20 protein-coding genes are annotated in these 26,247 nt (G+C 54.8%); 14 read left to right on the plus strand and 6 right to left on the minus strand.

Annotated features, from left to right (window positions below; translation table 11 throughout):
- Positions 1-20: 20 nt before the first annotated feature.
- The gene (pntB, locus tag ACG1VR_RS13095; protein ID WP_395489011.1) at positions 21-1,409 is read right to left on the minus strand and encodes a Re/Si-specific NAD(P)(+) transhydrogenase subunit beta; all 1,389 of its coding nucleotides are present in this window, start codon (positions 1,407-1,409) and stop codon (positions 21-23) included.
- Positions 1,410-1,419: 10 nt separating this feature from the next.
- Positions 1,420-2,946 (minus strand): Re/Si-specific NAD(P)(+) transhydrogenase subunit alpha, encoded by a 1,527-nt coding sequence (gene pntA / locus ACG1VR_RS13100; protein WP_395491109.1) that lies wholly within the window; start codon positions 2,944-2,946, stop codon positions 1,420-1,422.
- 787 nt (positions 2,947-3,733) lie between these two features.
- On the opposite strand from pntA, the gene ydgH reads away from it, so the two are divergent.
- From ydgH to rstA, 4 genes are all read left to right on the plus strand, one after another.
- Entirely contained in the window at positions 3,734-4,678 is a 945-nt protein-coding gene (gene ydgH / locus ACG1VR_RS13105; RefSeq protein WP_016536167.1) for a DUF1471 family protein YdgH, read from the plus strand.
- 187 nt (positions 4,679-4,865) lie between these two features.
- Positions 4,866-6,248, plus strand: coding sequence for an amino acid permease (locus ACG1VR_RS13110; RefSeq protein WP_039898155.1), 1,383 nt, complete (start codon positions 4,866-4,868; stop codon positions 6,246-6,248).
- Entirely contained in the window at positions 6,230-7,003 is a 774-nt protein-coding gene (gene folM, locus ACG1VR_RS13115; RefSeq protein WP_016536165.1) for a dihydromonapterin reductase, read from the plus strand. Before ACG1VR_RS13110 ends, folM begins: the two co-directional genes overlap by 19 nt.
- Before the next feature lie 78 nt (positions 7,004-7,081).
- Positions 7,082-7,810, plus strand: a complete 729-nt coding sequence (gene rstA / locus ACG1VR_RS13120) for a two-component system response regulator RstA (RefSeq protein WP_016536164.1) — start codon at positions 7,082-7,084, stop codon at positions 7,808-7,810.
- Between the two features lie 79 nt (positions 7,811-7,889).
- Here the strand turns inward: rstA and ACG1VR_RS13125 are convergent, their stop codons facing one another.
- Complete coding sequence (locus tag ACG1VR_RS13125; protein WP_395489012.1) at positions 7,890-8,243, minus strand: hypothetical protein; 354 nt, start codon at positions 8,241-8,243, stop codon at positions 7,890-7,892.
- Between the two features lie 283 nt (positions 8,244-8,526).
- Between ACG1VR_RS13125 and rstB the strand changes: the two genes are divergently transcribed.
- Together rstB and tus are read left to right on the plus strand one after the other, a co-directional pair.
- Entirely contained in the window at positions 8,527-9,822 is a 1,296-nt protein-coding gene (gene rstB, locus ACG1VR_RS13130; RefSeq protein ID WP_016536162.1) for a two-component system sensor histidine kinase RstB, read from the plus strand.
- A gap of 123 nt (positions 9,823-9,945) precedes the next feature.
- Positions 9,946-10,875, plus strand: coding sequence for a DNA replication terminus site-binding protein (gene tus / locus ACG1VR_RS13135; RefSeq protein WP_395489013.1), 930 nt, complete (start codon positions 9,946-9,948; stop codon positions 10,873-10,875).
- A gap of 16 nt (positions 10,876-10,891) precedes the next feature.
- Here tus and fumC read toward each other — a convergent pair whose 3' ends face one another.
- Both fumC and fumA read right to left on the minus strand, forming a co-directional pair.
- On the minus strand, positions 10,892-12,289 hold the full coding sequence (gene fumC, locus ACG1VR_RS13140) for a class II fumarate hydratase (protein WP_395489014.1): 1,398 nt from the start codon (positions 12,287-12,289) through the stop codon (positions 10,892-10,894).
- Between the two features lie 49 nt (positions 12,290-12,338).
- Positions 12,339-13,985: a class I fumarate hydratase FumA gene (gene fumA, locus ACG1VR_RS13145; protein ID WP_395489015.1), complete on the minus strand. Its 1,647-nt coding sequence runs from the start codon at positions 13,983-13,985 to the stop codon at positions 12,339-12,341.
- 206 nt (positions 13,986-14,191) lie between these two features.
- Here fumA and manA point away from each other — a divergent pair, with 206 nt between their 5' ends.
- Both manA and ACG1VR_RS13155 read left to right on the plus strand, forming a co-directional pair.
- Entirely contained in the window at positions 14,192-15,367 is a 1,176-nt protein-coding gene (gene manA / locus ACG1VR_RS13150; protein WP_395489016.1) for a mannose-6-phosphate isomerase, read from the plus strand.
- A 126-nt stretch (positions 15,368-15,493) separates the two neighbouring features.
- The gene (locus ACG1VR_RS13155) at positions 15,494-17,047 is read left to right on the plus strand and encodes a YdgA family protein (protein WP_395489017.1); all 1,554 of its coding nucleotides are present in this window, start codon (positions 15,494-15,496) and stop codon (positions 17,045-17,047) included.
- A gap of 104 nt (positions 17,048-17,151) precedes the next feature.
- Here ACG1VR_RS13155 and ACG1VR_RS13160 read toward each other — a convergent pair whose 3' ends face one another.
- The gene (locus ACG1VR_RS13160; RefSeq protein ID WP_016536156.1) at positions 17,152-18,186 is read right to left on the minus strand and encodes a Mal regulon transcriptional regulator MalI; all 1,035 of its coding nucleotides are present in this window, start codon (positions 18,184-18,186) and stop codon (positions 17,152-17,154) included.
- Positions 18,187-18,372: 186 nt separating this feature from the next.
- Here ACG1VR_RS13160 and malX point away from each other — a divergent pair, with 186 nt between their 5' ends.
- The 6 genes from malX to ACG1VR_RS13190 all read left to right on the plus strand — a co-directional run bounded on the left by malX (position 18,373) and on the right by ACG1VR_RS13190 (position 26,174).
- On the plus strand, positions 18,373-19,962 hold the full coding sequence (gene malX / locus ACG1VR_RS13165; protein WP_016536155.1) for a maltose/glucose-specific PTS transporter subunit IIBC: 1,590 nt from the start codon (positions 18,373-18,375) through the stop codon (positions 19,960-19,962).
- A 44-nt stretch (positions 19,963-20,006) separates the two neighbouring features.
- Positions 20,007-21,179 (plus strand): MalY/PatB family protein, encoded by a 1,173-nt coding sequence (locus ACG1VR_RS13170; RefSeq protein ID WP_395489018.1) that lies wholly within the window; start codon positions 20,007-20,009, stop codon positions 21,177-21,179.
- A 140-nt stretch (positions 21,180-21,319) separates the two neighbouring features.
- Positions 21,320-22,750, plus strand: a complete 1,431-nt coding sequence (locus ACG1VR_RS13175) for a CehA/McbA family metallohydrolase (protein ID WP_395489019.1) — start codon at positions 21,320-21,322, stop codon at positions 22,748-22,750.
- Between the two features lie 215 nt (positions 22,751-22,965).
- Positions 22,966-24,441 (plus strand): peptide MFS transporter, encoded by a 1,476-nt coding sequence (locus tag ACG1VR_RS13180; protein WP_395489020.1) that lies wholly within the window; start codon positions 22,966-22,968, stop codon positions 24,439-24,441.
- A gap of 270 nt (positions 24,442-24,711) precedes the next feature.
- Positions 24,712-25,509 carry a class I SAM-dependent methyltransferase gene (locus ACG1VR_RS13185; protein ID WP_395489021.1) on the plus strand — a complete coding sequence of 266 codons (798 nt, stop codon included), beginning with the start codon at positions 24,712-24,714 and terminating at the stop codon, positions 25,507-25,509.
- A 203-nt stretch (positions 25,510-25,712) separates the two neighbouring features.
- Positions 25,713-26,174, plus strand: a complete 462-nt coding sequence (locus ACG1VR_RS13190; protein WP_395489022.1) for a GNAT family N-acetyltransferase — start codon at positions 25,713-25,715, stop codon at positions 26,172-26,174.
- Positions 26,175-26,247 lie beyond the last annotated feature (73 nt).

Consider the following 26,247-nt stretch of genomic DNA (forward strand, 5'->3'; position numbering starts at 1 on the left):
GTGAACAGCGTAGTGCAAACTCAGAGTGATTTGAGAATCGCCTCAACGCTTGCTTTAGCATCGCCAAACAGCATCTGCGTGTTCTCTTTAAAGAACAGCGGGTTCTGCACGCCAGCGTAGCCGGTGTTCATCGACCGTTTGAACACGATAACGTTCTGGGCCTTCCACACTTCCAGCACCGGCATACCGGCGATTGGGCTGCGTGGATCTTCCTGAGCAGCCGGGTTAACAGTATCGTTGGCCCCGATAACCAGCACGGTATCTGTGTCGGCAAAATCATCGTTGATCTCGTCCATCTCCAGTACCACGTCGTACGGCACGCGGGCTTCTGCCAGCAGCACGTTCATATGGCCCGGCAGGCGCCCCGCAACCGGGTGAATGCCGAAGCGCACTTTGATGCCGCGAGCGCGCAGTTTCTCTGTTATTTCAGCGACCGGGTACTGTGCCTGAGCAACAGCCATACCGTACCCCGGGGTGATGATGACCGAAGTGGAGTTTTTCAGCATTTCAGCGGTTTCTTCGGCGCTGACTTCACGGTGTTCGCCCGCTTCTTCCGTTTCACCGGTTGAGGAGCCATCCGTTCCGAAACCACCGGCAATCACGCTGACAAACGAGCGGTTCATCGCCTTACACATAATGTACGACAGGATGGCACCGGAAGAACCCACCAGCGCACCGGTGACGATCAGCAGGTCGTTGCTGAGCATAAAGCCCGCCGCCGCCGCCGCCCAGCCGGAGTAGGAGTTCAGCATAGAGACCACTACCGGCATATCCGCACCGCCGATGGAGGCAACCAGATGCCAGCCGAACGCCAGCGCAATAAGGGTCATCAGCAGCAGGGCTATTACCTGCAGGCCCACGCTTTCGGTACGCACAAACACGATCAGCAGCACAAAGGAAACCACCAGCGCAGCGAGATTCAGCTTATGACGGTTAGGCAGCGTCAGCGGTTTAGACGAAATCTTGCCGCACAACTTACCAAACGCCACGATAGACCCGGTAAAGGTCACCGCCCCGATGAAGATCCCAAGGAATACCTCCGTCAGGTGGATATTCTCCAGGATTGGCTCGAGGCCCGGCGCATGATCGAGGTAGCTGTTAAAACCAACCAGCACCGCGGCCAGACCGACAAAGCTGTGCAGCACCGCAACCAGCTCCGGCATCTCGGTCATTTCGACTTTCTTCGCCAGGCGAATACCGATTGCCCCGCCGATAACCATGGCGATGATGATCCACACCACGTTACCGGTTTCCGGGCCGAAAATCGTCGCCACCAGGGCAATTGCCATCCCCGCGATCCCAAACAAGTTGCCCTGTTTTGAGGTCTCGTGTTTGGATAAGCCCGCCAGGCTGAAAATAAACAGGATCGCGGCAACAATGTATGCAACTGTAACTAATCCCCCAGACATTTGTTACCCCTTAGTTCTTCCGGAACATTTTCAGCATGCGCTGAGTGACGGTGAATCCACCAAAAATATTGATACTGGCTATCAGCACTGCAATAAAGCTCAGCACGCTGACCCAGCCGCCGTGGCCAATTTGTAATAATGCGCCGACGACGATTATCCCGGAGATGGCGTTAGTGACCGACATCAAAGGAGTATGCAGCGCGTGCGAAACATTCCAGACCACGTAGTAGCCCACCACGCAGGCCAGTGCGAACACGGTAAAGTGGCCGAGGAATTCTTTTGGCGCCACGCTTGCGAACCAGCCAAACAGAATAATCGCCAGCGCGATCAGGCCGTATTTAAACCATGGTGAAGTTGGTTTTTTCTCTTCAACAGGCTCGATTTTTGCCTTTGCCGCCTGCGGCTGGGCAGAAACCTGAATCGGCGGAGCGGGCCAGGTGACTTCACCTTCGCGGATAACCGTCACGCCGCGTACCACAACGTCTTCGAAATCAACGGTAATATTGCCGTCTTTCTCTTTGCACAGCAGCTTCATCAGGTTAACGAGGTTAGTGCCGTACAGTTGGGAAGACTGAGTCGGTAGGCGCCCCGGCAAATCGGTATAGCCTATGACCTTCACGCCGTTAGGCGTAATGGTTACCTGATTCGCCACGGTGTATTCGCAGTTGCCGCCATTTTGCGCAGCAAGATCGACAATCACGCTGCCAGGTTGCATAGAGTCAACCATTTCGCGAGTGATAAGCTTCGGTGCAGGTTTACCCGGGATCAGGGCGGTGGTGACGATGATATCGACTTCTTTCGCCTGGGCCGCAAACAGCGCCATCTCTGCCTTAATAAAGGCTTCGGACATCACCTTCGCGTAGCCGTCACCGCTGCCCGCTTCTTCTTTGAAGTCCAGCTCGAGGAACTCCGCGCCCATACTCTGAACCTGCTCTTTAACCTCAGGGCGAGTATCAAACGCACGAACAATGGCACCAAGGCTATTCGCCGCCCCGATGGCCGCCAGGCCAGCAACACCCGCACCGATAACCATCACTTTGGCCGGAGGCACTTTACCGGCAGCGGTAATCTGGCCTGTAAAGAAGCGGCCAAACTCATGTGCGGCTTCAACAATTGCACGGTAGCCAGCAATGTTCGCCATAGAGCTAAGGGCATCCAGAGACTGGGCGCGCGAAATACGCGGCACGGAGTCCATCGCCATCACGGTAATATTGCGTGCGGCCAGTTTCTCAAGCAGCTCCGGGTTTTGCGCAGGCCAGATAAAACTCACCAGCGTAGAGCCTTCGCGCGCCAGTTCGATTTCGTTTTCCAGCGGCGCGTTCACTTTTAAAATTACGTCCGACTGCCAGACATCCGCGCTATCAGTGATGCCTGCGCCAACACGCTCATAAGCTTCGTCGTCAAAACTTGCAAGTTTTCCCGCATCACTCTCAATGGCGACCGTAAACCCCAGTTTTAGCAGTTGCTCAACCGTTTTCGGCGTGGCTGCTACTCGGGATTCATTGGTCAACCGCTCTTTTGGTACGCCAATACGCATAATATTCCCTTCCACCTGTTTTTGATGATGGTTTGCCAGACATTGCCGTGGCCAGACGCAAACATCCGCCCGCGCGCCGCCGGCAGATATCTTCTCCACGCTCACTTCAACAAAAATTAGATCTGTAACAAACTTTTTATAACCTACTGAAAATAACGACTGTGATCTACATCTGCATCCTGGTATTTGTATTTTTATCGCAAAAATTTAGTGCTGCGGCACCCAGGCAGTCGTTTTTACCGCTATTTAACCCTCAGAGCCTGATAATACGCTTAATAGAAGCCCGTCAACATGATTCTTACTCATAGCAAAACCAGCAATTAACAATAAATTAACCAAATAAGTCATAATCTTTAGCAGGCTTCAGGCTTCAAAGGCTATTTTTTCAACTTATCTTTTTTCTCCAGCAGCAATATAAACCTGGAGCGCCGCCGCATGCAGTCGAATCCCCTCATCAATCGCCTCAACGGACAGTGCTCGCAGTCCCGGTAACTGTAGTACACCATGCGAACCCGCAGCCATTCCTTGCACCATTCCCGATTACAGCCGGATTTACTTTTTGCTTTTGCTGGTGATAACCGCAATCAAACTACTGTGGGATGGCATCGCCGGTTATATAGGCTGAGAAACAGAAACTCCATGCCGGATTTAGACTTTAGCGGCACTTATCGCCAAGCAAACGGTTGTAGATTAGCCTTAATTTCAGTGCCATAATCGGCCGTTAACCTGTCATTATCAGAGAACGCAGTATCAGCACTCATTTTGCGCAAGGCGAAGGATTATTTTTATGAATCTCAAGAACACCCTTCTGGCGTCAGCTCTTATTTCTGTTACTTCGCTGTCCGCTCAGGCTGCGACAGAACTGACGCCTGAACAAGCATCTGCTCTTAAACCCTACGATCGTATCACCGTCACCGGGCGCTTTAACGCCATCGGCGATGCTGTATCTGCTGTTTCTCATCGTGCGGATGAAATTGGCGCGGCCTCTTTCTATGTACTGGACAGCAATTTCATCGGGGAAAGCGGCAATGCTCGTGTAATAGCGGATGTGTATAAAGCCGACGCACCAAAAGCAGATGCGATCAAAAACCGCGTAATTAACGGCATTGTGGAACTGCCGAAAGAGCAGGCCTTTAAGCTTGAGCCTTTCGATACCGTGACCGTTCAGGGTTTCTACCGCAGCCAGCCTGAAGTGAATGATGCGATAACGAAAGCCGCACGCAACAAAGGTGCCGCCTCATTCTTCATCGTGCGCCAGGTTGATGCTAACCAGGGCGGAAACCAGCGCGTTACCGCATTCATTTACAAAGCCGATGCTAAACAGCGTGTGGTTCAGAGCCCGGACCTGCTGCCGGCTAACTCTGAAGCAGGTAAAGCGGCATTAGCGGCCGGTGGCGCGGCGGCGAAACAGGTTGAAATCCCGGGTATCGCCTCTTCCGAAGCGCCGTCCAGCGACGTGGGCCGTTTCTTCGAGACTCAAAGCTCTAAAGGTGGTCGTTACACCGTAACTTTACCGGACGGGACTAAGATCGAAGAAGTGAATAAAATCACCGCAGCCCAAATGGTGCCGTTTGATAATATTCAGTTCACAGGGAACTACGGCAACATGACCGAGATCTCCTACCAGGTCGCCAAACGCGCGGCTAAAAAAGGTGCCAAGTTCTACCACATTACCCGCCAGTGGCAGGAGCGTGGTAATAACATCACCATTAGCGCAGACCTGTATAAATAAGGTGCGTTAAAAAACCTCAGGGCGGCGAAAGCTGCCCTTTTTTTTGCCATTCAGTTCATTTTATGGCTCAGCTCATTGCAAGCAGTGTTCACACTCCGTAGAATCCCGCGCCTTAGCGTGATCCTCCATTTATATGCGTAAAAGCATAATAATTATGCTGGATCCCTTAACTCTTTACAGGACCTCTATGGAAAAGAAACTCGGCCTCGCGGCGCTAACCGCTCTGGTATTAAGCTCTATGCTCGGCGCGGGAGTATTCAGCCTGCCGCAGAATATGGCCGCTGTCGCTAGCCCTGCGGCCCTGCTTATTGGCTGGGCAATCACCGGCGTAGGTATCCTGCTGCTGGCGCTGGCGATGCTGGTACTGACGCGCCTGCGCCCCGATCTCGATGGCGGCATATTTACTTATGCGCGCGAAGGGTTCGGCGAGCTCATTGGATTTTGCTCGGCCTGGGGCTACTGGCTGTGCGCCGTTATCGCCAACGTTTCCTACCTGGTTATCGTCTTTTCCGCTCTCAGTTTCTTTACCGACACGCCCGAAATTCGGCTGTTCGGCGACGGGAACACCTGGCAGTCTATCGTAGGCGCTTCGATACTATTGTGGATGGTGCACTGGCTGGTGCTACGCGGCGTACAGACCGCAGCCAGCATCAATCTTGTAGCCACGCTAGCAAAACTCTTGCCGCTGGGTATGTTTGTGGTTCTGGCCTTTATGGCGTTCAAACTCCCGACATTCACCCTCGATTTCACCGGCCTCAAGCTTGGCGTGCCCGTCTGGGAGCAGGTGAAAAATACTATGCTCATCACCCTGTGGGTATTTATCGGCGTTGAGGGCGCGGTGGTTGTTTCGGCTCGTGCGAGAAATAAAAAAGATGTTGGTCGCGCAACGCTGTTGGCCGTAGTCTCCGCTCTGGTCGTTTACCTGCTGGTCACTCTACTTTCGCTTGGCGTAGTGGCCCGCCCGGAGCTGGCGGCAATGCGCAATCCGTCGATGGCTGGCCTGATGGTTGAAATGATGGGGCCGTGGGGCGAGATTATTATTGCCGCCGGGCTTATTGTTTCCGTATGCGGCGCTTATCTGAGCTGGACAATCATGGCAGCGGAAGTCCCGCTGCTGGCGGCTACCCATAAAGCCTTTCCGAAGATGTTCGCCCGTCAGAATAAAAACAACGCTCCGTCGGCATCGCTGTGGCTAACTAATATTAGCGTGCAGGTCTGTCTGGTATTAATTTGGCTTACCGGCTCGGACTACAACACCCTGCTGACCATCGCCTCGGAAATGATTCTGGTGCCCTATTTCCTGGTAGGCGCATACCTGCTGAAAGTCGCCAGTCGCCCTCTGCACAAGGCAATTGGCGTGGGTGCCTGCGTTTATGGCCTGTGGTTGCTTTATGCATCAGGCCCGATGCATTTACTGCTTTCAGTGGTACTTTATGCTCCAGGGCTGCTGGTGTTTATGTATGCCCGCAGTACCCACATGCACGAAAAATCGCTTAACCTAAAAGAGCGAACCGTTATTTGCCTGATGCTGCTGGCAGCATTCCCGGCAACATGGATGCTGGTGGGCTAGAAGCATTACTCCCCCGGCAGATACATTCTAAGGGGAGAATTGCTATTAACCGTCCTATTCTGATAACCGGTGCCGGGAAACGTATTGGCCTGGCGCTGGCTCAACAGTTTATTGCAAAGGGGCAGCCGCTGATTATCAGCTATCGCACCCGGCACTCCTCAATCGACGCCCTCGAACATGCTGGCGTAACCTGCCTGCATGCAGATTTTTCTAGCACTGAAGGGATACTCCGATTTGCGGAGCAGGTGAAAGCGTTGACTCCTTCATTACGTGCAATAATCCACAATGCCAGCGAATGGCAGCCGGAAAGTCGCCACACGCCGCTAAGTGAAACGCTTAATGCGATGATGCAAATCCACGTTGCGACGCCCTATTTGCTCAACCACGAATTAGAAGCGTTGTTGCGCGGCCACGGCCAGGGCGGCAGCGATATTATTCACATCACCGATTATGTCGCAGAGCGTGGGAGCGACAAGCATATCGCTTATGCCGCCAGCAAAGCCGCACTTGAAAACATGACGCTCTCTTTCGCGCTCAAACTTGCGCCTGAGGTTAAGGTTAACGCCATCGCCCCTGCCCTGATTATGTTTAATGAAAGTGATGATGCGGAGTATCGCCAGCGCGCGTTAAATAAATCGTTGATGAAAATCGCGCCGGGTGAACAGGAGGTCGTTAACCTGGTGGAATATCTGTTAGCCAGCCGCTACGTTACCGGGCGCAGTCATGCGGTCGACGGCGGGCGCCACCTGCGCTAAAACTGTTTACCAACCATTAATGGTGTAATCTATTGCATCATTGTATGTTTATTTCTTTAACAGCCAACGCGGCAGGTTATGAGCAAAATTGTTTATGTGGAAGACGACCCGGAAGTAGGCGGCCTGATAGCGGCCTACCTCGGGAAACACGACATTGATGTTATCGTTGAAACCCGCGGCGATCGTGCCGAAGCGGTTATTCAACAACAGCAACCTGACCTGGTGCTGCTCGATATTATGCTTCCGGGTAAAGACGGGATGACATTGTGTCGGGATCTACGCCCGCAGTGGGACGGCCCGATTGTGCTGCTGACCTCGCTGGACAGCGACATGAACCACATCCTTTCGCTCGAGATGGGCGCTAATGATTATATTCTGAAAACCACGCCGCCTGCGGTGCTGCTGGCTCGCCTGCGGCTGCATCTGCGCCAGCGTGTGTCGGCCCAGCATACGGCGGATACAACGGCCAGTAACCTCAAGCCCCATAAAGCGATACGCTTTGGCACTCTGTGCATCGACCCGCTTAACCGCCAGGTCACGCTCGGGGCCGAAAATGTTGTGCTTTCTACCGCTGACTTTGACTTACTGTGGGAGCTGGCCACTCATGCAGGCCAGATAATGGACCGTGATGCGCTGCTGAAGAACCTGCGTGGCGTAACCTATGACGGTATGGATCGCAGCGTCGACGTAGCGATTTCTCGCCTGCGTAAGAAGCTGCTCGACAACGCCACAGAACCCTTTCGCATTAAAACCGTGCGCAACAAGGGCTATTTATTTGCCCCGCACGCCTGGGAAAGCGAAGCCTGATGAAACGCCTTCGGTTATTTACCGAAGGCGGACGTAAAAAAACCCGCAAAAGCGGGTTTAGACATGCCGGTAATCAATATTAACCGTTGGCTCTGATATCCAGATATGAGAGCAGATCTACGCCAGACGTCTCTCTGGCAGCATCATTTACAGCCGTCAGGAAGAAACCGTATGGTTCGTCTTGCGCATCGTGAACAACATAGACAAAATTATTTTTGCCATTGTTTGCAGCACAATTGATTGTCCATGCCTGTTCTTTGTCCTTCGTGCTCGAGCAATGTAGCGGCCCATAGCTGTATGAAAGATAAGATTCGAGCCTACCCTGTGCGCCAGAAACAAAATCAGGAGCGGTTGAAAAACTTAGTTGAGTTGCCAAAGCCACAACTAAAGTAACAGTGAGTGCAACAGCACCCAGAATCCATTTCCTTGTCATTTCTAAATCCGTTGTAATTTTACGCGCAGCTAATTTATCAGATTTATCTCAGTTAAAAACTACCAAAATTTTGTCTTGCGGGAAATTATTGCTGTGAAAAGCGCTAAAATCTCGCATAAGCATCTTCCAATTTATGGGCATAGATGGATGTTGTCGGCCGGGTTTAGCGTAAACCAGATGGAATTACATTCCTGATTCAGCACATCGGCAGATATAATGCATTGATAGTGCCTGACGCGCCTATGGCACCACGCCTAATCTATTAATTTCACGGTAATATTTGATGAAAAAGCTGTTTGTACAGTTTTATCTCCTGCTGTTTGTCTGCTTCCTGGTGATGACCATGCTGGTTGGCCTGGTGTATAAATTCACCGCAGAGCGCGCCGGGCGGCAGTCGCTTGATGACTTGATGAAAAGTTCGCTCTACCTGATGCGCAGCGAGCTGAGAGAAATTCCTCCGCGCGACTGGAATAAAACCATCAACGATCTCGACCTTAACCTCTCTTTTAAGCTCAACATTGAGCCAATGAGCAAGTTTAAGCTGGATGATATTGCCGCTCGTCACCTGCGCGAGGGCGAAATAGTCGCGCTCGACGAAGAATACACCTTTATCCAGCGCATTCCGCGCAGCCATTATGTGCTGGCCGTTGGGCCGATTCCCTACCTGTTTTACCTGCACCAAATGCGGCTGCTGGACATCGGGCTAATTGCCTTTATCGCTATCTCCCTCGCCTTCCCGGTTTTTATCTGGATGCGCCCGCACTGGCAGGACATGCTAAAGCTTGAGAGTGCCGCCCAGCGCTTTGGTCAAGGCCATCTCGATGAGCATATTCATTTTGATAATGCTTCGAGTTTTGAGCGGCTTGGCATCGCCTTTAACCAGATGGCAGATAACATCAACGCCCTGATCGCCAGTAAAAAACAGCTGATCGACGGCATTGCGCACGAGCTAAGAACGCCGCTGGTTCGCCTGCGCTACCGCCTTGAAATGAGTGATAACCTCAGTCCTGAGGAGTCGCAGGCGCTTAATCGCGACATCGGCCAGCTGGAGGCGCTGATTGACGAGCTGCTGACCTATGCCCGTCTCGACAGGCCTCAAACCGAACTTCATCTTGCTCACGTTAAATTCGCCAGCTGGATGGAAACCCACATTGCCGACGTGCAGCTCATTCACCGCCAGCGCCAGATAGCCCTCGCCACCGATACAGTAAACGCCATCGACTACGGCGCTATTGATTTGCGCCTGATGGAGCGAGTGACCGACAACCTGATAAACAACGCCCTGCGCTACAGCCAACAGCAGCTGCGCATCAGCCTGTGGCGCGAAGGCGACATCGCTAATTTACAGGTTGAAGATGACGGCCCGGGAATACCGGAAGAAGAACGCGCCCGGGTATTTGAGCCGTTTGTGCGCCTGGATCCAAGCCGCGACAGAGCCACCGGTGGCTGTGGCCTCGGGCTGGCCATCGTCCATTCTATCGCCGTTGCTATGGGCGGCCAGGTCACCATTGATAGCAGCCCTCTTGGCGGAGCCAGCTTCCGCTTCTCGTGGCCGGTAAACACCACTTACCTCTCCTGATAACAACTTGCCCGGCACCCCAGGCCGGGCATTTCCCTCCTGCTAAACAAAATCAAACACTATTGCCGATGTTATCGCCCCCTGCTACAGTTCATTAGTATGTTGTAACTAAAGTGAGTTTTTATGGCCCGTTACGATCTGATTGAACGCCTGACTTCCACCTTCCGCTCTCTGGAGCAGGCGTTGAACCTGCTCCGCGGGCAGCTTGGAGAGCTCAGGCTGCTTAGCGGCCGGGTCTTCACCCTGCCAGAAATTGAAAAGAGCAAGGAGCACGACCCGCTCTCGTCGATACAGGTCACGCAACGCGTGGGCCAGGATGCGCACGAAGCGGCGGCAGCCCACTTCACCCGGATGTTTATCCAGCAGCAGTCAGAAAAGGTCAGCAGCAAAGCCGCCGTACGCCTGCCGGGCGCAGTTTGCTATGCGGTAACCGAAGGCCAGTTTCGGGAAACCACGGCGCTTATCAAGCAGGTTAACCAGCTGAAACAGGCGCTGGAACAGATAATCAGCATTGAGTCCGGGCTGCCCTCTTCTCAGCGTTTTGAGTGGGTGCATCGCCATATTCCCGGGCTTATCACGCTCAACGCCTACCGCACCATCACGCAGCCTGAAACGCCGGATACCGTGCGTTTTGGCTGGGCCAACAAGCAGATAGTCAAAAACCTGAGCCGCCAGCAGGTGCTGGAAATGCTGGAGAAAAGCCTGAACGCCGGGCGGGCGGTTGCTCCGTGGAGCAAAGAACAGTGGGCAGAGCGCGTGACGCAGGAAATAAACGATGTGGCGAGCCTGCCGGAAAACGCACGACTGAAAATTAAAAGGCCGGTTAAAGTACAGCCCGTGGCCCGCGTCTGGTATCAGGCTCAGCAAAAGCAGGTGCAGCTCGCCTGCCCTTCGCCGCTGGTTGTGCTGTGCAGGCAGGACAATGGTGAAACGCCGCCGGACTTAGGAGAGTTGCTGAATTACGATGCGGAAAATATTCGCCATCGCTATAAACCGAAAGCGCAGCCGCTAAGATTAATTATCCCGCGGCTGCACCTGTATTGCGAAGAATAGATCTGCGAGTGAAAACTTACGGCTTCATGCTGCCGACCATATCTTCCGGCCGCACCCAGGCATCAAATTCTTCTTCGCTGAGATAGCCGAGCTTGAGCGCAGACGCCTTAAGGGTCAGCCCCTCTTTATGGGCCTTTTTGGCGATTTCCGCAGCCTTGTCGTAGCCGATGTGGGTATTCAACGCCGTCACCAGCATCAGCGACTCATTCAGAAGCTGGCTGATGCGGTCGCGGTTCGGCTCAATGCCCACCGCGCAGTGCTCGTTAAAGCTTTCCATGCCGTCCGCCAGCAGGCGCACCGATTGCAGGAAATTATGAATAACCATCGGGCGATAAACGTTCAGTTCAAAGTTGCCCGAAGCGCCCCCGATGTTCACCGCCACGTCGTTGCCCAGCACCTGGCAGCAGAGCATGGTCACCGCCTCGCACTGGGTTGGGTTCACTTTCCCCGGCATGATGGAACTGCCCGGCTCGTTTTCCGGGATAGACAGCTCGCCAATGCCGCAGCGCGGCCCGGAGGCCAGCCAGCGTACGTCGTTGGCAATCTTCATCAGAGAAGACGCCAGTCCCTTCAACGCGCCGTGGGAATGTACCAGCGCATCGCAGGTGGCCAGAGCTTCAAACTTGTTTGGCGCGGTCACAAACGGCTGCTTAGTAAAGTCAGCAAGTTCTTTCGCCACGCGCACCGCATATTCAGGATGAGTATTCAGCCCCGTCCCTACAGCCGTACCGCCAAGCGCCAGTTCCGCGAGGTGCGGCAGGCTATGCTCGATATGCTTCAGATTATGCTCCAGCATCGCCACCCAGCCAGAAATCTCCTGGCCGAGAGTCAGCGGCGTCGCATCCTGCAGGTGGGTTCGCCCAATTTTTACGATATCTTTAAACGCATCCGCTTTTTGCGCCAGCGTCTGCTTCAGCACTTTTAACTGCGGCAGCAAATGCTCGCGTACCGCAATAATTGCCGCAACGTGCATTGCGGTCGGGAATACGTCGTTTGAACTCTGACTTTTGTTAACGTCATCATTCGGATGCACCAGTCGCTCCATACCGCGCACGCCACCCAGAATTTCGCTGGCGCGGTTCGCCAGAACTTCATTCATGTTCATATTGCTCTGGGTGCCTGAGCCGGTCTGCCAGATGGCCAGCGGAAACTCATTGGGGTGTTTCCCCGCCAGCACTTCATCCGCGGCCGCGATAACCGCCGTACCCCGGTCGGCAGGCAGCAGGCCGAGGTCAACGTTGACCTTCGCTGCCGCACGTTTGGTCAGCGCCAGCGCCCGGATAAGCTCGGTTGGCATTTTCTCGGTAGAGATGCGGAAGTGTTCAAGTGACCGCTGGGTCTGCGCGCCCCACAGTTTATCTGCGGGTACATCGATTGCGCCCATTGAATCTTTTTCACTGCGACTGGATGCCATTTCTTTCTCCTTTGCGATAAAAAAGCCGCCACGGAGGGCGGCTCGGGTATTACTTAACGCATCGAGAGCACTGTGAAGCCTGAATCTTCTGGAAGAAGTCGTTACCTTTGTCATCCACCAGGATAAACGCCGGGAAGTCTTCCACTTCAATTTTCCAGATAGCTTCCATACCCAGTTCCGGGTACTCCACACATTCAAGGCTCTTGATGCTGTTTTGCGCCAGCACCGCCGCCGGACCACCGATACTGCCGAGGTAGAAACCGCCGTGTTTGTGGCAGGCGTCGGTCACCTGCTGGCTGCGGTTGCCTTTCGCCAGCATTATCATGCTGCCGCCGTTGGCCTGGAGTTGATCCACGTAGGAGTCCATACGGCCTGCGGTTGTCGGCCCCAGAGAGCCGGATGCATAACCGTCCGGCGTTTTCGCCGGGCCTGCGTAGTAAATCGGGTGATCTTTCACGTACTGCGGCAGTTCTTCGCCGTTATCAAGACGTTCTTTCAGCTTAGCGTGGGCGATATCACGCCCCACAATGATGGTGCCGGTCAGCGACAGACGGGTTGAAACCGGGAAGTCCGACAGCTGAGCGAGGATCTCTTTCATCGGGCGATTCAGGTTCACTTTTACCGCTTCGCCTTCACCGGCCTGGCGCAGCTCTTCCGGGATGTATTTCCCAGGGTTATGCTCCAGTTTTTCAAGCCAGATGCCATCTTTGTTGATTTTGGCTTTGATATTACGGTCCGCAGAGCAGGACACGCCCATACCGACCGGGCAGGACGCGCCGTGGCGCGGCAAGCGCACAACGCGGATGTCGTGAGCGAAGTATTTCCCGCCAAATTGTGCACCGAGGCCAAGATTTTGCGCCTCTTTCAGCAGTTCTTCTTCCAGCTGTACGTCGCGGAAAGCCTGGCCGTACTCGTTACCTTCCGTCGGCAGGCCGTCGTAGTATTTAGTCGAGGCCAGCTTCACGGTTTTCAGCGTAGCTTCTGCGGAAGTGCCGCCGATAACGAACGCAACGTGGTACGGTGGGCAGGCCGCGGTGCCGAGCGTACGCATCTTCTCAACCAGGTAATCTTTCAGCTTCGCCGGGGTGATAAGCGCCTTGGTTTCCTGGTAAAGGTAGGTTTTGTTGGCCGAGCCGCCGCCCTTCGCGATACACAGGAACTTATATTCATCCCCGTCCACGCTGTAGAGGTCAATCTGCGCAGGCAGGTTAGTCCCTGTGTTCACCTCTTTGTACATATCCAGCGCGGCGTTCTGGGAATAGCGCAGGTTATCCTCGATAAAGGTGTTGTACACCCCGCGAGACAGCGCTTCTTCATCCCCGCCGCCGGTCCAGACACGCTGGCCCTTCTTGCCCATGATAATCGCGGTGCCGGTATCCTGGCAGGTCGGCAGAATGCCCTTCGCGGCGATGTCCGAGTTGCGCAGGAATTGCAGCGCCACGTACTTATCGTTTTCGCTGGCTTCCGGGTCGGCAAGAATATCGGCCACCTGCTGCTGGTGAGCGGGGCGCAGCATAAAGGATGCGTCGTGGAAGGCATGCTGAGCCAGCAGCGTCAGGGCTTTAGGGTCAACTTTAAGGATTTGCTGGCCGTCAAACTCGGCAACGGAAACGTAGTCGGAGCTCAGCAGGTAGTATTCGGTTGAGTCTTTTTGGAGCGGGAACGGCTCCTGATAATGAAAGGGTTTATTCGACATATTTCTCTCACTTGCGACAACAGTAATGTTAATTTTTATTGTTCAGCACAGAATTTCGCGCTGTGTTCCAAAAACAAGTCATAACATCCTACACAATTTTTTAACAGAAACTGAGACTAATACGACTTTTTGTTGCCCTGGTTACTTCCCCGCGGATAATTGCTTTAATAACTGAAACTTCGACTAAATGATTACAGGGACCAGAAATGCAAAAATTGATCAATGCGGTACAAAATTATGCCTGGGGAAGTAAGACGGCGCTGACGGAACTGTACGGCGTAGCCAACCCGGAACATAAACCGATGGCCGAGCTGTGGATGGGCGCCCATCCAAAGAGTAGCTCAAAAGTCACCGCAGCCGACGGTAAACAGCACTCGCTGCGCGAAATAATTGATGCCGACCAGCCGACTTTACTCGGCAAAGCCGTGGCGGAGCGTTTTGGCGAGCTGCCGTTCCTGTTCAAAGTGCTGTGTGCCGCCCAGCCGCTCTCTATTCAGGTTCACCCGAACAAAAAAGCCTCTGAAATTGGTTTTGCGAAAGAAAACGCAGCGGGCATTCCGCTGGACGCAGCAGAGCGCAACTACAAAGATCCTAACCATAAACCGGAGCTGGTGTTTGCCTTAACGCCGTTCCTTGCGATGAACGCCTTCCGCGAATTCTCCGACATTGTTTCCCTGCTACAGCCGGTTGCCGGGGCGCACCCTTTAATTGCTCACTTCCTGCAACAGCCGGACGCCGATGGCCTGGCTAAGCTGTTTGCCGGTCTGCTGAATATGCAGGGTGAAGAAAAAGCGCTGGCTTTAGGCGTGTTAAAAGCGGCGCTGAACAGCCAACAGGGCGAGCCATGGGAAACCATCCGCGTGATTTCCGAATTCTACCCGGACGACAGCGGCCTGTTCTCCCCTCTGCTGCTCAACGTGGTGAAGCTTGAACCAGGCGAAGCCATGTTCCTGTTCGCCGAAACGCCGCACGCCTACCTGAACGGCGTGGCGCTGGAGGTTATGGCTAACTCCGACAACGTGCTGCGCGCGGGGTTAACGCCAAAATACATCGATATCCCTGAGCTTGTTGCCAACGTTAAATTTGAGCCAAAACCAGCCGACCAGCTGCTTACTCAGCCGCAGAAAAACGGCAGCGAACTGGACTTCCCGATCCCGGTGGACGACTTCGCTTTCTCCCTGCACGACCTGAGCGCTCAGGAATCGACGCTGGCCCAGCAGAGCGCGGCCATCCTGTTCTGCGTGGAAGGAGAAGCCGTCCTGAGTAAAGACCAGCAGCGCCTGGTGCTCAAGCCGGGCGAGTCGGCGTTTATCGGTGCCGACGAGTCGCCGGTAGCGGTCAGCGGCGTTGGCCGGGTAGCGCGAGTGTTTAACAAACTTTAACTTACTGATCTTTTTAGCGCAGATTGCTAAGCTAGAGCTTACATTGACGAAAACGCCTGCTCACAGGCGTTTTTCATTCGCCCGGTGGAGGACGGCTACCGGCTTCTTAACATGGACAATGATACGATGAAAAAATCTCTGGTTGCGGTTGGGATAATTGTGGCGCTGGGCGTAGTGTGGACCGGCGGAGCCTGGTTTACGGGCAAACAGCTCGAAGGCCGTATGGCCGAAATGATCGATAACGCCAACGCGGAGATCAAAAACTCGGCGCCGGAATCAGGGCTGGTTCTGAGCTATCAGAACTATAAACGCGGCCTGTTCCACAGCAGCGTGCAGCTGGTTGTTAAACAGGCTGCTGGTACCAAAAATGCGCTGCTGACCCCGGAGCAAAGCGTATTATTTAACGAAACCATCGATCACGGCCCGTTCCCGTTCGCTCAGCTGAAGAAATTCAACCTGATCCCGAGCATGGCGTCTATCCACACCGAGCTTGTGAACACCGACATTACCAAACAACTGTTCACCCTGACCAAAGACAAACAGCCTGTTGAAGTGGAAACCCGGGTGGGCTATAGCGGAGCAACCTCCTCTGACATCACGCTGGCGGCCATCGACGCCACCGAAGGCGAAAACAAGTTCAGCTTCAGCGGAGCTAAACTGAACGCCGACGTTGACGGCTCCGGCAATGAAATTACGCTTTCCGGTTCTGCCGATAGCGGGCTTATCAATACCGTTAACGAATACGGCCAGCGCGTTCAGCTTTCATTCAACGGCATCAAAACCGACGGTGACAGCAAGCGCAGCCTGTTCGACCAACGCGTTGGCTCACAAAAAGCCACTGTAGAGAAGCTCTCGATGGTGGTGGATGGCAAAGAAATTGCCGTGGTGGAAGGGTTTAACCTCAACGCCAAAACCGACGTTCAGGACGATAAAAAACACTTCACCGGCCAGTTCGACTACAGTCTGGACGCGCTTAAAGTGCAAAGCCAGAATATGGGCAGCGGCAAGCTGACGCTGAAAGTGGGCAATATCGACGCCGCCGCGCTGCGTGAATTCACCCAGAAATATAACGCTGGCGTGCAGCAATTAATGACCGACCCGGCGTTGCAGCAAAATCCTGAGCTGTATCAGCAGAAGTCCGTTGAATTGCTTGGCGCTAACCTGCCGCTGCTGCTGAAAGGCAACCCGACAATTACCGTCGCGCCGCTGAGCTGGAAGAACGCAAAAGGCGAGTCCAGCTTCAACCTGTCGTTGTTTATGAAAGATCCGCAGGGCGTAACCGGCCCGGCCAACACGCCGGAAGAACAGCTGGACCGCTATGTGAAGTCTCTTGACGCGAAGCTGGTTATTCCGATGCCGATGGCAACCGAAATGATGACCCAGATTGCTCAACTGGAAGGCTACAACCAGGATGAAGCGGGTAAACTGGCAAGCCAGCAGATCAAAGGCCTCGCGGCAATGGGCCAGATGTTCCGCGTCACTAAAGTTGACGGCGACAACATCACCACCAGCCTGCAATACGGCACGGGAAAAGCCTCCCTGAACGGCGAGCAAATGTCTCTGGGCGAACTGTTTAGCATGTTTGCCCTGCCGGCAGGCCTCGGCGGCCCGGCGGGACAGGATAACGACAGCGATGCCGTTCCTCAGCCTCAGGATGTCGCTCCGGCTCCTCAGCAGTAAGCTTAAAAATAGCCAGTCGAATGACTGGCTATTTTTTTAGTCCCTCGCGGCCATCCGGCTGATTCTTTCATGGCGCACAATCCCTTCCAGCGTTCCGGGGAAGATCAGTTTTTGATGGTTATCAGGCGGGCGGGCATTATCTGATTGCTAAAGGCAACTTCGCTCTCCTGGCCGCGCTGGAGAATACGCTGTGCCGCGCTGCGTCCAATTTCTCTGGCCGGAGTCGTTACCCACGTCATCGGGACATCATCCAGGTCGTCTTCGCCCACTTCGGCAAAAGCTGCAAGGGCGATATGCCTGTCATAATAGCTGTCCACGCTGCCGCCGCCCATCTGCCAGCCAGCACGTGTCAGGCCAAACCACGCGCCCATCGCCACCGTACTGTTGTGGCAGACCACCGCGCTGATGGTCGGAAAATTGTGCAACAATTCAGTTATCGCGTCCGCCGCCTGCTTCTGGCTCGGCTCGCATTCGAGGATCCAGTCGCTGTGGAACGGTAAGCCGTGCTGCATCAGGGTGGCGCAAAAGCCGCCCAGCCGCTCGGCCCGCGTCAGGGATGAACTGCGCCCGCCAAGCCAGGCTATACGCTGGTGCCCGCGCTTAATCAGATGTTCGGTCACCATTTGCGCTGCCTGCATATTGTCCGGCCGGATAATATCCACTTCATCGAGATAGCTGGCGCGGGAGGCAAAAACCAGCGGCAGTTTATTCTGCGCCGCCATTTCACGCAGGTCTGCCCCCTGCCCAGCCGCCCCGGCGATAATAATGCCGTCCACGCCCTGCGACACTAAGGTGTCGAAGCAGCGCTGCATATGCTGCCCTTTGCTGCCGCTTTGGGTGAGAAACAGCAACTGCCCCTGCTGCTCCAGCGCCTCGGTCAGCCCGGCGGTTAACTCGGCATAAAACGGGTTACACAAATCACGCACGATCAGGCCAATTACGCCGCTCTGCCCGCCGCGCAGCGACGCCGCCTGGCGGTTACGCACAAACCCTAACTTTTCGATGGCTTCATTGACCCGCTGGCCGGTGGCGGTGGAGATCCTCCCCTTGCCGCTAAGGACCAGCGATACCGTGGTCACCGATACGCCTGCGGCTTCGGCAACCTCGTTAATAGTGATTCTTTTGGTCAGCGTCGACATCGTTAAGTCAGATCCTCCGTGAATCGGTAAATATAAAGATAAAACGTTTTACTTATGCTGGCATATTAAGCTTCATTATGCGCGGTAATTCTGCGATCGTCCTCACGATAAAGTTTGGTAAAACGTTTTATCATCGCCAAACTTTCGTTACTCAACATCTCATTTTAACCGGGTCAAGGAGTCGTGATGGCGGCTAATACACCACAAAAAAAATCGCTTTGGGAATTTTTCCAGAACCTCGGCAAAACCTTTATGTTACCCGTGGCGCTGCTGTCGTTCTGCGGCATCATGCTGGGCATCGGCAGCTCGTTAAGCAGCCACGACGTCATTACAGAAATTCCGGCGCTGGGCAACCCTGTCCTGCAGCTGATTTTCACCTGGATGAGCAAAATGGGCTCATTCGCCTTCAGCTTCCTGCCGGTGATGTTCTGTATTGCCATCCCGCTTGGCCTGGCGCGTGAAAACAAGGGGGTTGCCGCATTTGCTGGCTTCGTCGGCTATATGGTGATGAACCTGGCGGTTAACTTCTGGCTCACCGCCAAGGGTATTCTGCCTACTACCGACGCCGCAATTCTGAAAGCCAACAACATTCAAAGCGTGCTTGGCGTTCAGTCCATCGATACCGGTATTCTCGGGGCGGTGATTGCCGGGATTATCGTTTACCTGCTGCATGAACGTTTCCATAACATCCGCCTGCCGGATGCGCTGGCCTTCTTCGGCGGCACACGTTTCGTCCCGATTATCACCACCGTAGTGATGGGCCTTGTTGGCCTGGTTATTCCGCTTATCTGGCCGGTATTTGCCGCCGGGATCAACGCTCTGGGCTATATGATCCACAGCGCTGGCGTGTTCGGACCGATGATCTTCGGCACCGGCGAACGTCTGCTGCTGCCGTTCGGCCTGCAACACATCCTGGTTGCCCTGATTCGCTTCACCGAAGCGGGCGGCACGATGGACGTCTGCGGCCACACCGTAAGCGGCGCGCTGACCATCTTCCAGGCTCAGTTAAGCTGCCCGACCACCCACGGTTTCTCTGAAAGCGCTACCCAGTTCCTTTCTCAGGGTAAAATGCCTGCCTTCCTTGGCGGCCTGCCCGGCGCCGCGCTGGCGATGTACCACTGCGCTCGCCCTGAAAACCGCCACAAGATTAAAGGCCTGCTGATTTCCGGCGTTATCGCCTGCGTAGTCGGGGGCACCACCGAGCCAATCGAGTTCCTGTTCCTCTTCGTCGCGCCGGTGCTGTACCTCATCCACGCCGTGCTGACGGGTATCGGCTTCACCTTAATGTCCGTGCTGGGCGTCACCATCGGCAACACCGACGGCAACATTATCGACTTCTTCGTCTTCGGCGTGCTGCACGGCCTGTCCACCAAGTGGTACATGGTGCCGGTAGTGGCGGCGGTCTGGTTTGCTGGCTACTACGCCATCTTCCGCTTCGCCATCACCCGCTTTAATATCAAAACGCCGGGTCGTGATATCGAAACCACCACCGCTGAAAAACCGGTTATCGGCCAGCCTGGCAAGTCCGGCTATAATGTTCCGGCGATTCTGGCGGCGCTGGGCGGCAGCGATAACATCACCACGCTTGATAACTGCATCACCCGCCTGCGCCTGTCGGTAAAAGATATGACGCTGGTTGATACCGCAGCCCTGAAGGCTAACCGCGCTATCGGCGTGGTACAGCTCAACGACCATAACCTCCAGGTCGTTATCGGGCCGCAGGTTCAGTCGGTAAAAGATGAGATGGTCGGCCTGATGCGAACCGTCGAGGCTTAATCTATAAATGGGCGCTCAGGCGCCCTTTTTAGCTGTGAGGCTTTATGTTTGATTTTTCTGTTCCTGTAGACCGCCACGGCACCTGGTGCACCCAGTGGGACTACGTTGCCGACCGCTTCGGTGCGGCAGACCTGCTCCCCTTCACCATTTCCGATATGGACTTTCCTACCGCTCCCTGCATTCTTGAAGCCCTGCAAAAACGCCTGGCCCACGGCGTGCTCGGCTACAGCCGCTGGAAAAACGAAGATTTCCTCGGAGCCATTTCCCACTGGTATCAGCGCCGTTTTAATTCCACCATCGACGCGGAAAGCGTGGTTTATGGCCCATCGGTGATTTATATGGTTTCGCAGCTGGTACGCCAGTGGTCTCAGCCCGGCGACGGCGTGCTGACCCATACCCCGGCTTACGACGCATTCTATAAAGCGATTGAAGGGAACCAGCGCCAGGTCCTGAGCGCCCCGCTGCAAAATACGGCGAACGGCTGGCAGTGTGACATGGCCGCGCTGGAAGCCCTGCTCGCCCGCCCCGAGTGCAAAATTATGCTGCTGTGCAGCCCGCACAACCCGACCGGAAAAGTGTGGACACGTGCAGAACTTGAGCTGATGGCAGATCTGTGCGAACGCCACGGCGTGCGGGTGATTAGCGATGAAATTCACATGGATATGGTCTGGGGCGAGAACCGGCATATTCCATGGTGCGAAGTCGGCCGCGGCGGCTGGGCGCTGTTCACTTCAGGCTCTAAAAGCTTCAACATTCCGGCGCTGACCGGCGCTTACGGCCTGATCAATCATGAAGAAGACCGCCAGCATTATCTGAACGTGCTGAAAGGCCAGGACGGTCTTTCATCCCCTGCGGTGCTGGCGATTGTCGCCCACATCGCGGCCTATCAGGAAGGCGAGCCGTGGCTCGAAGCCCTGCGTGCTTACCTGCAAAGCAATTTGCAGTTTGTAGCCGATAGCCTCAACCGGGCTTTCCCGGAGCTTAACTGGCAGCCGCCGCAGTCCACTTATCTGGCCTGGGTCGATTTGCGCCCGCTGGGGCTGGATGACCGTGAACTGCAAAAAGTGCTTATCGAGCAGCAGAAAGTCGCCATTATGCCGGGCTACACCTACGGCGTGGAAGGGAACGGTTTTATTCGCCTTAACGCCGGTTGCCCGCGCATCAAGCTCGAGGCAGGCGTTGAGCGGCTTATCGCCGGGATACGCTCTCTGCAATAGTTTTAGAGGGGGAGTAATACACAAACTCCCCCCTATTCACCTAGCCAATTCATCTCTCCGTCATCTTTCCGACACCCAACCGACACACTATCTTCACCCTCTCCCCTTATGCTCTTGCCCATTAAAAACAGGAGCAAATCATGCACGTTTTTTCCGGTGAAATTCCCTTCGGCCACGTTGTTCACTCCTTTGCGGTAGCAGAAAATACCCCGGCAATCAGCCTGACGGGCACCACGCTGCGCACGGGTCATCTTTACTGTTACCTCTACGACAGCCGCCAGCAATTGCGGGCTTCGGTTATGCTGCAAAAACCAGAAAAAGTGCTGGCGGTTTGCTCTGATTGGGCCTCCGTTGGCGCGCTGGCCGGAGACCTGCCTGCGGGAGAGTGGCAGCTGCACGTTTATAACGCCATCGGCGAAAGCCGTTCGCCGCAGCCGATGAGCTACCGGCTTGATATCAGCTTTGACGTGCTCGCCGCCCCGGTAGACTTTGAAAAACTGGACGTCCTGTGCGCCGATCATCAGGTCATTTTTGATTACCAGCGCACACTCAGCGACCGCCCCGGCTGGTATCGCGGCGATCTGCACGGCCATACCACCTTGTCTGACGGTAATAACACGCTGCCCCAGGCGCTGGATATTATGGCCGAACAGGGGCTGGACTTCTTTTTCCTGACCGAACACAACCTGTCTCACGCCTGCCTGCCGCGCCACGACAGCGTGCTACTGCTACCGAGCATTGAAGTCACGGCAGATAAAGGCCACCTGAACGTTCATGGCCCTGCCGCTACGCTGAATATGCACAACGCCGACTACAGCAGCCGCGGCCTGATTACTCAGGGCATAGCGCTTAAACGCCCGGACAGCGTGCTGAGCGTGAACCACGCTATGTTGCACCCGTGGAGCTGGCTGTACGACGATATGCCGCTGGCCGAAATCGACGTGCTGGAAGTGCTGAACGATCCGACGTGGAAAACCGCCGCGACCTGCAACGAACAGGTTGTAGAGATATTGACGACCCTGTGGAATGCCGGGCATCGCATTTATGCCGTGGGCGGCAGCGACTGCCATATGCAACCTCACGAACGCTATCCGCAGGCGACAGAACCCTCGATTTACGGCGACCCGAGCACCTATGTTTATGCCTCAGCGCTCAGCGGAGAAGCCATTCTTGCCGCCATTAAAAAAGGCCATAGCTACTTTGAACGCCGCTGCGGTTTGAACTTCAGCCTGAACGATGGTGACCTGCTGCCGGGCCAGGCTGCCGACGGCAAAACAGCGATCCTGACCGTAGCCGTGCGTGACGAAGAGCAGAGCTACAAGCTTCAGGTAGTCTCTGACAAAGGCATTCTGGCGGAATACCCGCTAAGAATCGCTCCGCAGGATATTCGCTGCGATATGGCGCAGCACGCTTGGGTTCGCTGGGACATTCGCCGCAGCAACGGCACGCTGGAGGGCATGATCAACCCGATTTATTGTGCGGATCATCCGCTGTTTAAAGCGCCAGTGGGCAAAACCTGGGGTGATGTCACCGCTCATCTGTCCTTCCCCCGCGGCGCAGACGATGAGTAGTTTTTTCTGCGCCAGCGCTCAGAAAAGCAGCAGCCCGTTGCTGACCGAATCGCCTTTTGTAAAATTTTGAAATTATTTAATATGAATATTTAGTCGATCTCTTTTGCATAAAAAGACTAAATGCGACGAAAATGCTCTCTCATCATAGTCATAGAAATAAGACCCGGTGACGCCTTTGCCTCCCGGGTCTTTGTGTTGTTCAGAGAGATACCAGTATGAGTTTATCTTCCGGCCACGCCTCGCAGCAGGCGATCCCTCCCGGCTCCGGCGCATTGTTCTTCATCCAGATGTTCGCCACGCTCGGCTTTGCGGTTTTGTACTCCACCCTGGTCCTGTACGTGACTAAACGCCTCGGCTTCAGCGACGGCCAGGCCGACGCCATGATGGGTATCTTCGGGGCCTTTAACTACGGGCTGCACCTGTTTGGCGGCTGCCTCGGCGGGCGTTACCTGAGCAACCGCAACCTGTTTATCCTCGGCATGCTGCTACAGGTGGCAGGCTGTTATCTGATAGCGGATGCGGGCCTGACCGGCCTCTGGTGGGGCCTGGCGATGTTCCTGAGCGGCAGCGGGCTGAACGTCACCTGCCTGAATATGATGCTGACCCAGCGCTTTGCCCCGGATGACGACCGCCGGGAAGCAGCCTTCCTGTGGAACTACGCCGGGATGAACCTGGGCTTCTTTATCGGCTTTACCGTGGCGGGCTACTACCAGCTGACCGAAAGCTACCGGGCGCTGTTCCTGTTTGCCACCCTCGGCAACGTTGCCGCCGTGGTGATAACCCTGCTCCGCTGGCCGGTTCTGGCCGACATCAGCACCCCGCTCCAGCACGTTAAGGGACGGAATTTTTACCTGCGCATGGCGTTTGGCCTGCTGATCCTCGCCCTGCTTGTGCCGGTGCTGCGCCTGCTGTTGGGGCACCCTGAATTTAGCAGCAGCTTCGTGCTGGTGCTGGGCGCTTTGGTGTTCCTGATGCTGTGCATAATGACGGCCCGCCACTCACGTAAACAAGAACGCCGCCGCATGGTTGCCTACCTGCTGCTGGCGGCAGGCTCGCTGGTCTTCTGGTCGCTGTACCAGCTCGCACCGATGGGTCTGACGCTGTTTGCCGAACATAACGTTACCCTGAACGCCTTTGGCTGGCAGGTTTCGCCGCAGTGGCTGCAAAACATCAACACGATTGTGATTGTGATTGGCGGGCCGCTGATGGCCTGGCTGTTCAAACGCCTGCGCGATCGCGGTGTACGGATTGATATCCCCGCACAATTTGCCTCCTCCCTGTTCTGCATGGGGCTTGGCATGCTGGTACTGCCGCTGGGTATTTCTATGGCGGGCGCGGACGGCATGGTTGCTCTGAAATGGATTGTTATCAGCTATATTCTGCAAAGTATCGGCGAGCTGCTGATTTCCCCGGTGGGCTACTCGATGATAGGCAAACTGGCTCCGGCCAATCTCCAGGGCCTGATGATGGGCTGCTGGATGATGGTGACCGGCGTGGCCTCGGTGCTTGCAGGCTATGTCTCCGGCCGCATGCCGCAAAATAGCGGCACCACACCGGCATTAACCGATCCGGGCTACAGCACGGTCTTCAATCAGCTGGGCTGGGGCTCGCTCCTGACAGGCGCCGTGCTGCTGTTGCTTATCCCGCTGCTGCGCCGCCTGATTGATGATAAACGCGCCGTACAGGCTTAAATATTCGGGCGCGGGCTTAGCTCGCGCCTCCCCACCGATAATTATATTGACCCGCTAATACGCTGCGTCTAAATTAAAAACCTCATCCAGAACTCCCCAGAGGCTTGCAACGAAATGAACAACTAATGCGAAACCACGCTAATTCTATGCCAGTGTGAATACGCATCATTGTTTATTATTGCAATTTCAGCCGTGGAGTCTCCGCCCCGCGTTTTATTGCTAACACCTGTATTCCCCTGGCTCTGTTTTTCAATTTAAAAGGAAAATAAGATGCCTGATACTTATACAAAACATGCCGATTTGCTCGAACATAATCGTACCGCCTGGGACACGCTTGCCCGGCAGCAGGCCGAATGGTCGCAGCCCGTTAGCCAGGAAATTATTGCCCGCGCCCGCCGTGGCGAATGGCAAATCCATCTTACGCCGGGCAAGCTACCTGCCGACTGGCTCCCGGACGTGCTGGGGAAACGTATTCTCTGCCTCGCTTCTGCGGGCGGCCAGCAGGCACCGGTCCTGGCGGCAGCGGGCGCAGAAGTGACGGTTTTTGACCTGTCCAGAGGCCAGCTTGAAAAAGACCGATACGTCGCCGAAAGAGACGGCTTAACGCTTACTCTGATTGAAGGTGATATGTGCGACCTGTCTACCTTCGGGGCCGAAAGCTTCGACTATATAATTCACCCGATATCCAACCAATACGTGCCGGACATACGCCCCGTATGGCAGGGCTGCTACCGAATATTAGCCAGTGGAGGGAAGTTATTATCCAGCTTCTTCAATCCGGTCGTTTTTATCGGCGACCGGGCGGCGGAATACGCTGAGCAAGGGATCATTCGCCCCCGCTTTAGCCTGCCTTATTCCGACATAAAAGATCTCCAGGCGGATGAATTAGCCGCAAAGCAAAAACGCGGAGAAGCGCTGATCTTTGGTCATTCGCTAAATCAGCAAATTGGAGGCCAGCTCGCGGCAGGTTTCAGGTTATGCGGATTTTATGAAGACCAGCAGCCCAACCCAAGGTTTTTAATAGAGCGCTATATGCCAACCTTTATAGCAACCTGCGCAATTAAATAAAAAATCTCCCCGCAGAATTAGACTCTGCAATATTTCTCCGGGGAGCATTTAGCTAAACCAGCCTGGATGAGCTTTAGTTTTCATCGAGATACCTCTACAAATAAACACATTTGAGAACAAACATTAACCAATTCCCAAGGCGGGCTATGGTAATATTCGCAGGCTTAGATATTTCCCCTCTCCCCGCCGACGGAAGCCATTTAATGACAGAGATAATATTTCGCAAAGCACAGCTTGCCGATGTTTCCGCCATCATCACCCTTCTGGCCGACGACGTGCTGGGCCGCCTGAGAGAAGATCCCAGTACACCTACGGACCCGCGTTACCTTGAAGCCTTCCATGCCATCAATGCCGATCCGAATCAGCTGCTCGCCGTGGCCGTATCCGGGGATGAAATCATCGGAACATTGCAGCTAACTTTCATACAGGGGTTAGCGCGTAAAGGCGCATGGCGCGCCCAAATTGAAGCCGTGCGTATCGCCCGCTCGCAAAGAGGCACCGGTTTTGGCAAAAAAATGTTTGCCTGGGCCATCGAGCAATGCAAAGAAAAAGGCTGTCACCTCGTCCAGTTGACGACGGATAAAACACGAACCGATGCGCATCGCTTTTATGAAAAGCTGGGTTTCGAAGCCAGCCATCTTGGTTACAAGCTTTCGCTGAAGTAGTTTTTATCTTCTGAACCGCAACAGGGACGTTTGCGCAACAAAGTTCTCACAACCATAGCAATTGCCCCCGGTT

The organism is Cedecea davisae (assembly GCF_044095835.1).
GTDB classification, from domain to species: Bacteria; Pseudomonadota; Gammaproteobacteria; order Enterobacterales; family Enterobacteriaceae; genus Cedecea; species Cedecea davisae.

What these genes read in the sequence shown, in the direction of transcription:
- pntA (WP_395491109.1), bottom strand. Translation starts at nt 2,946, where the DNA reads ATGCGTATTGGCGTACCAAAAGAGCGGTTGACCAATGAATCCCGAGTA.
- tus (WP_395489013.1), top strand. Translation starts at nt 9,946, where the DNA reads ATGGCCCGTTACGATCTGATTGAACGCCTGACTTCCACCTTCCGCTCT.
- ACG1VR_RS13175 (WP_395489019.1), top strand. Translation starts at nt 21,320, where the DNA reads ATGCACGTTTTTTCCGGTGAAATTCCCTTCGGCCACGTTGTTCACTCC.
- fumC (WP_395489014.1), bottom strand. Translation starts at nt 12,289, where the DNA reads ATGGCATCCAGTCGCAGTGAAAAAGATTCAATGGGCGCAATCGATGTA.
- ACG1VR_RS13160 (WP_016536156.1), bottom strand. Translation starts at nt 18,186, where the DNA reads ATGTCGACGCTGACCAAAAGAATCACTATTAACGAGGTTGCCGAAGCC.
- ydgH (WP_016536167.1), top strand. Translation starts at nt 3,734, where the DNA reads ATGAATCTCAAGAACACCCTTCTGGCGTCAGCTCTTATTTCTGTTACT.
- ACG1VR_RS13125 (WP_395489012.1), bottom strand. Translation starts at nt 8,243, where the DNA reads ATGACAAGGAAATGGATTCTGGGTGCTGTTGCACTCACTGTTACTTTA.
- malX (WP_016536155.1), top strand. Translation starts at nt 18,373, where the DNA reads ATGGCGGCTAATACACCACAAAAAAAATCGCTTTGGGAATTTTTCCAG.
- rstA (WP_016536164.1), top strand. Translation starts at nt 7,082, where the DNA reads ATGAGCAAAATTGTTTATGTGGAAGACGACCCGGAAGTAGGCGGCCTG.
- fumA (WP_395489015.1), bottom strand. Translation starts at nt 13,985, where the DNA reads ATGTCGAATAAACCCTTTCATTATCAGGAGCCGTTCCCGCTCCAAAAA.
- ACG1VR_RS13170 (WP_395489018.1), top strand. Translation starts at nt 20,007, where the DNA reads ATGTTTGATTTTTCTGTTCCTGTAGACCGCCACGGCACCTGGTGCACC.
- manA (WP_395489016.1), top strand. Translation starts at nt 14,192, where the DNA reads ATGCAAAAATTGATCAATGCGGTACAAAATTATGCCTGGGGAAGTAAG.
- ACG1VR_RS13110 (WP_039898155.1), top strand. Translation starts at nt 4,866, where the DNA reads ATGGAAAAGAAACTCGGCCTCGCGGCGCTAACCGCTCTGGTATTAAGC.
- ACG1VR_RS13155 (WP_395489017.1), top strand. Translation starts at nt 15,494, where the DNA reads ATGAAAAAATCTCTGGTTGCGGTTGGGATAATTGTGGCGCTGGGCGTA.
- ACG1VR_RS13190 (WP_395489022.1), top strand. Translation starts at nt 25,713, where the DNA reads ATGACAGAGATAATATTTCGCAAAGCACAGCTTGCCGATGTTTCCGCC.
- pntB (WP_395489011.1), bottom strand. Translation starts at nt 1,409, where the DNA reads ATGTCTGGGGGATTAGTTACAGTTGCATACATTGTTGCCGCGATCCTG.
- ACG1VR_RS13185 (WP_395489021.1), top strand. Translation starts at nt 24,712, where the DNA reads ATGCCTGATACTTATACAAAACATGCCGATTTGCTCGAACATAATCGT.
- folM (WP_016536165.1), top strand. Translation starts at nt 6,230, where the DNA reads ATGGATGCTGGTGGGCTAGAAGCATTACTCCCCCGGCAGATACATTCT.
- ACG1VR_RS13180 (WP_395489020.1), top strand. Translation starts at nt 22,966, where the DNA reads ATGAGTTTATCTTCCGGCCACGCCTCGCAGCAGGCGATCCCTCCCGGC.
- rstB (WP_016536162.1), top strand. Translation starts at nt 8,527, where the DNA reads ATGAAAAAGCTGTTTGTACAGTTTTATCTCCTGCTGTTTGTCTGCTTC.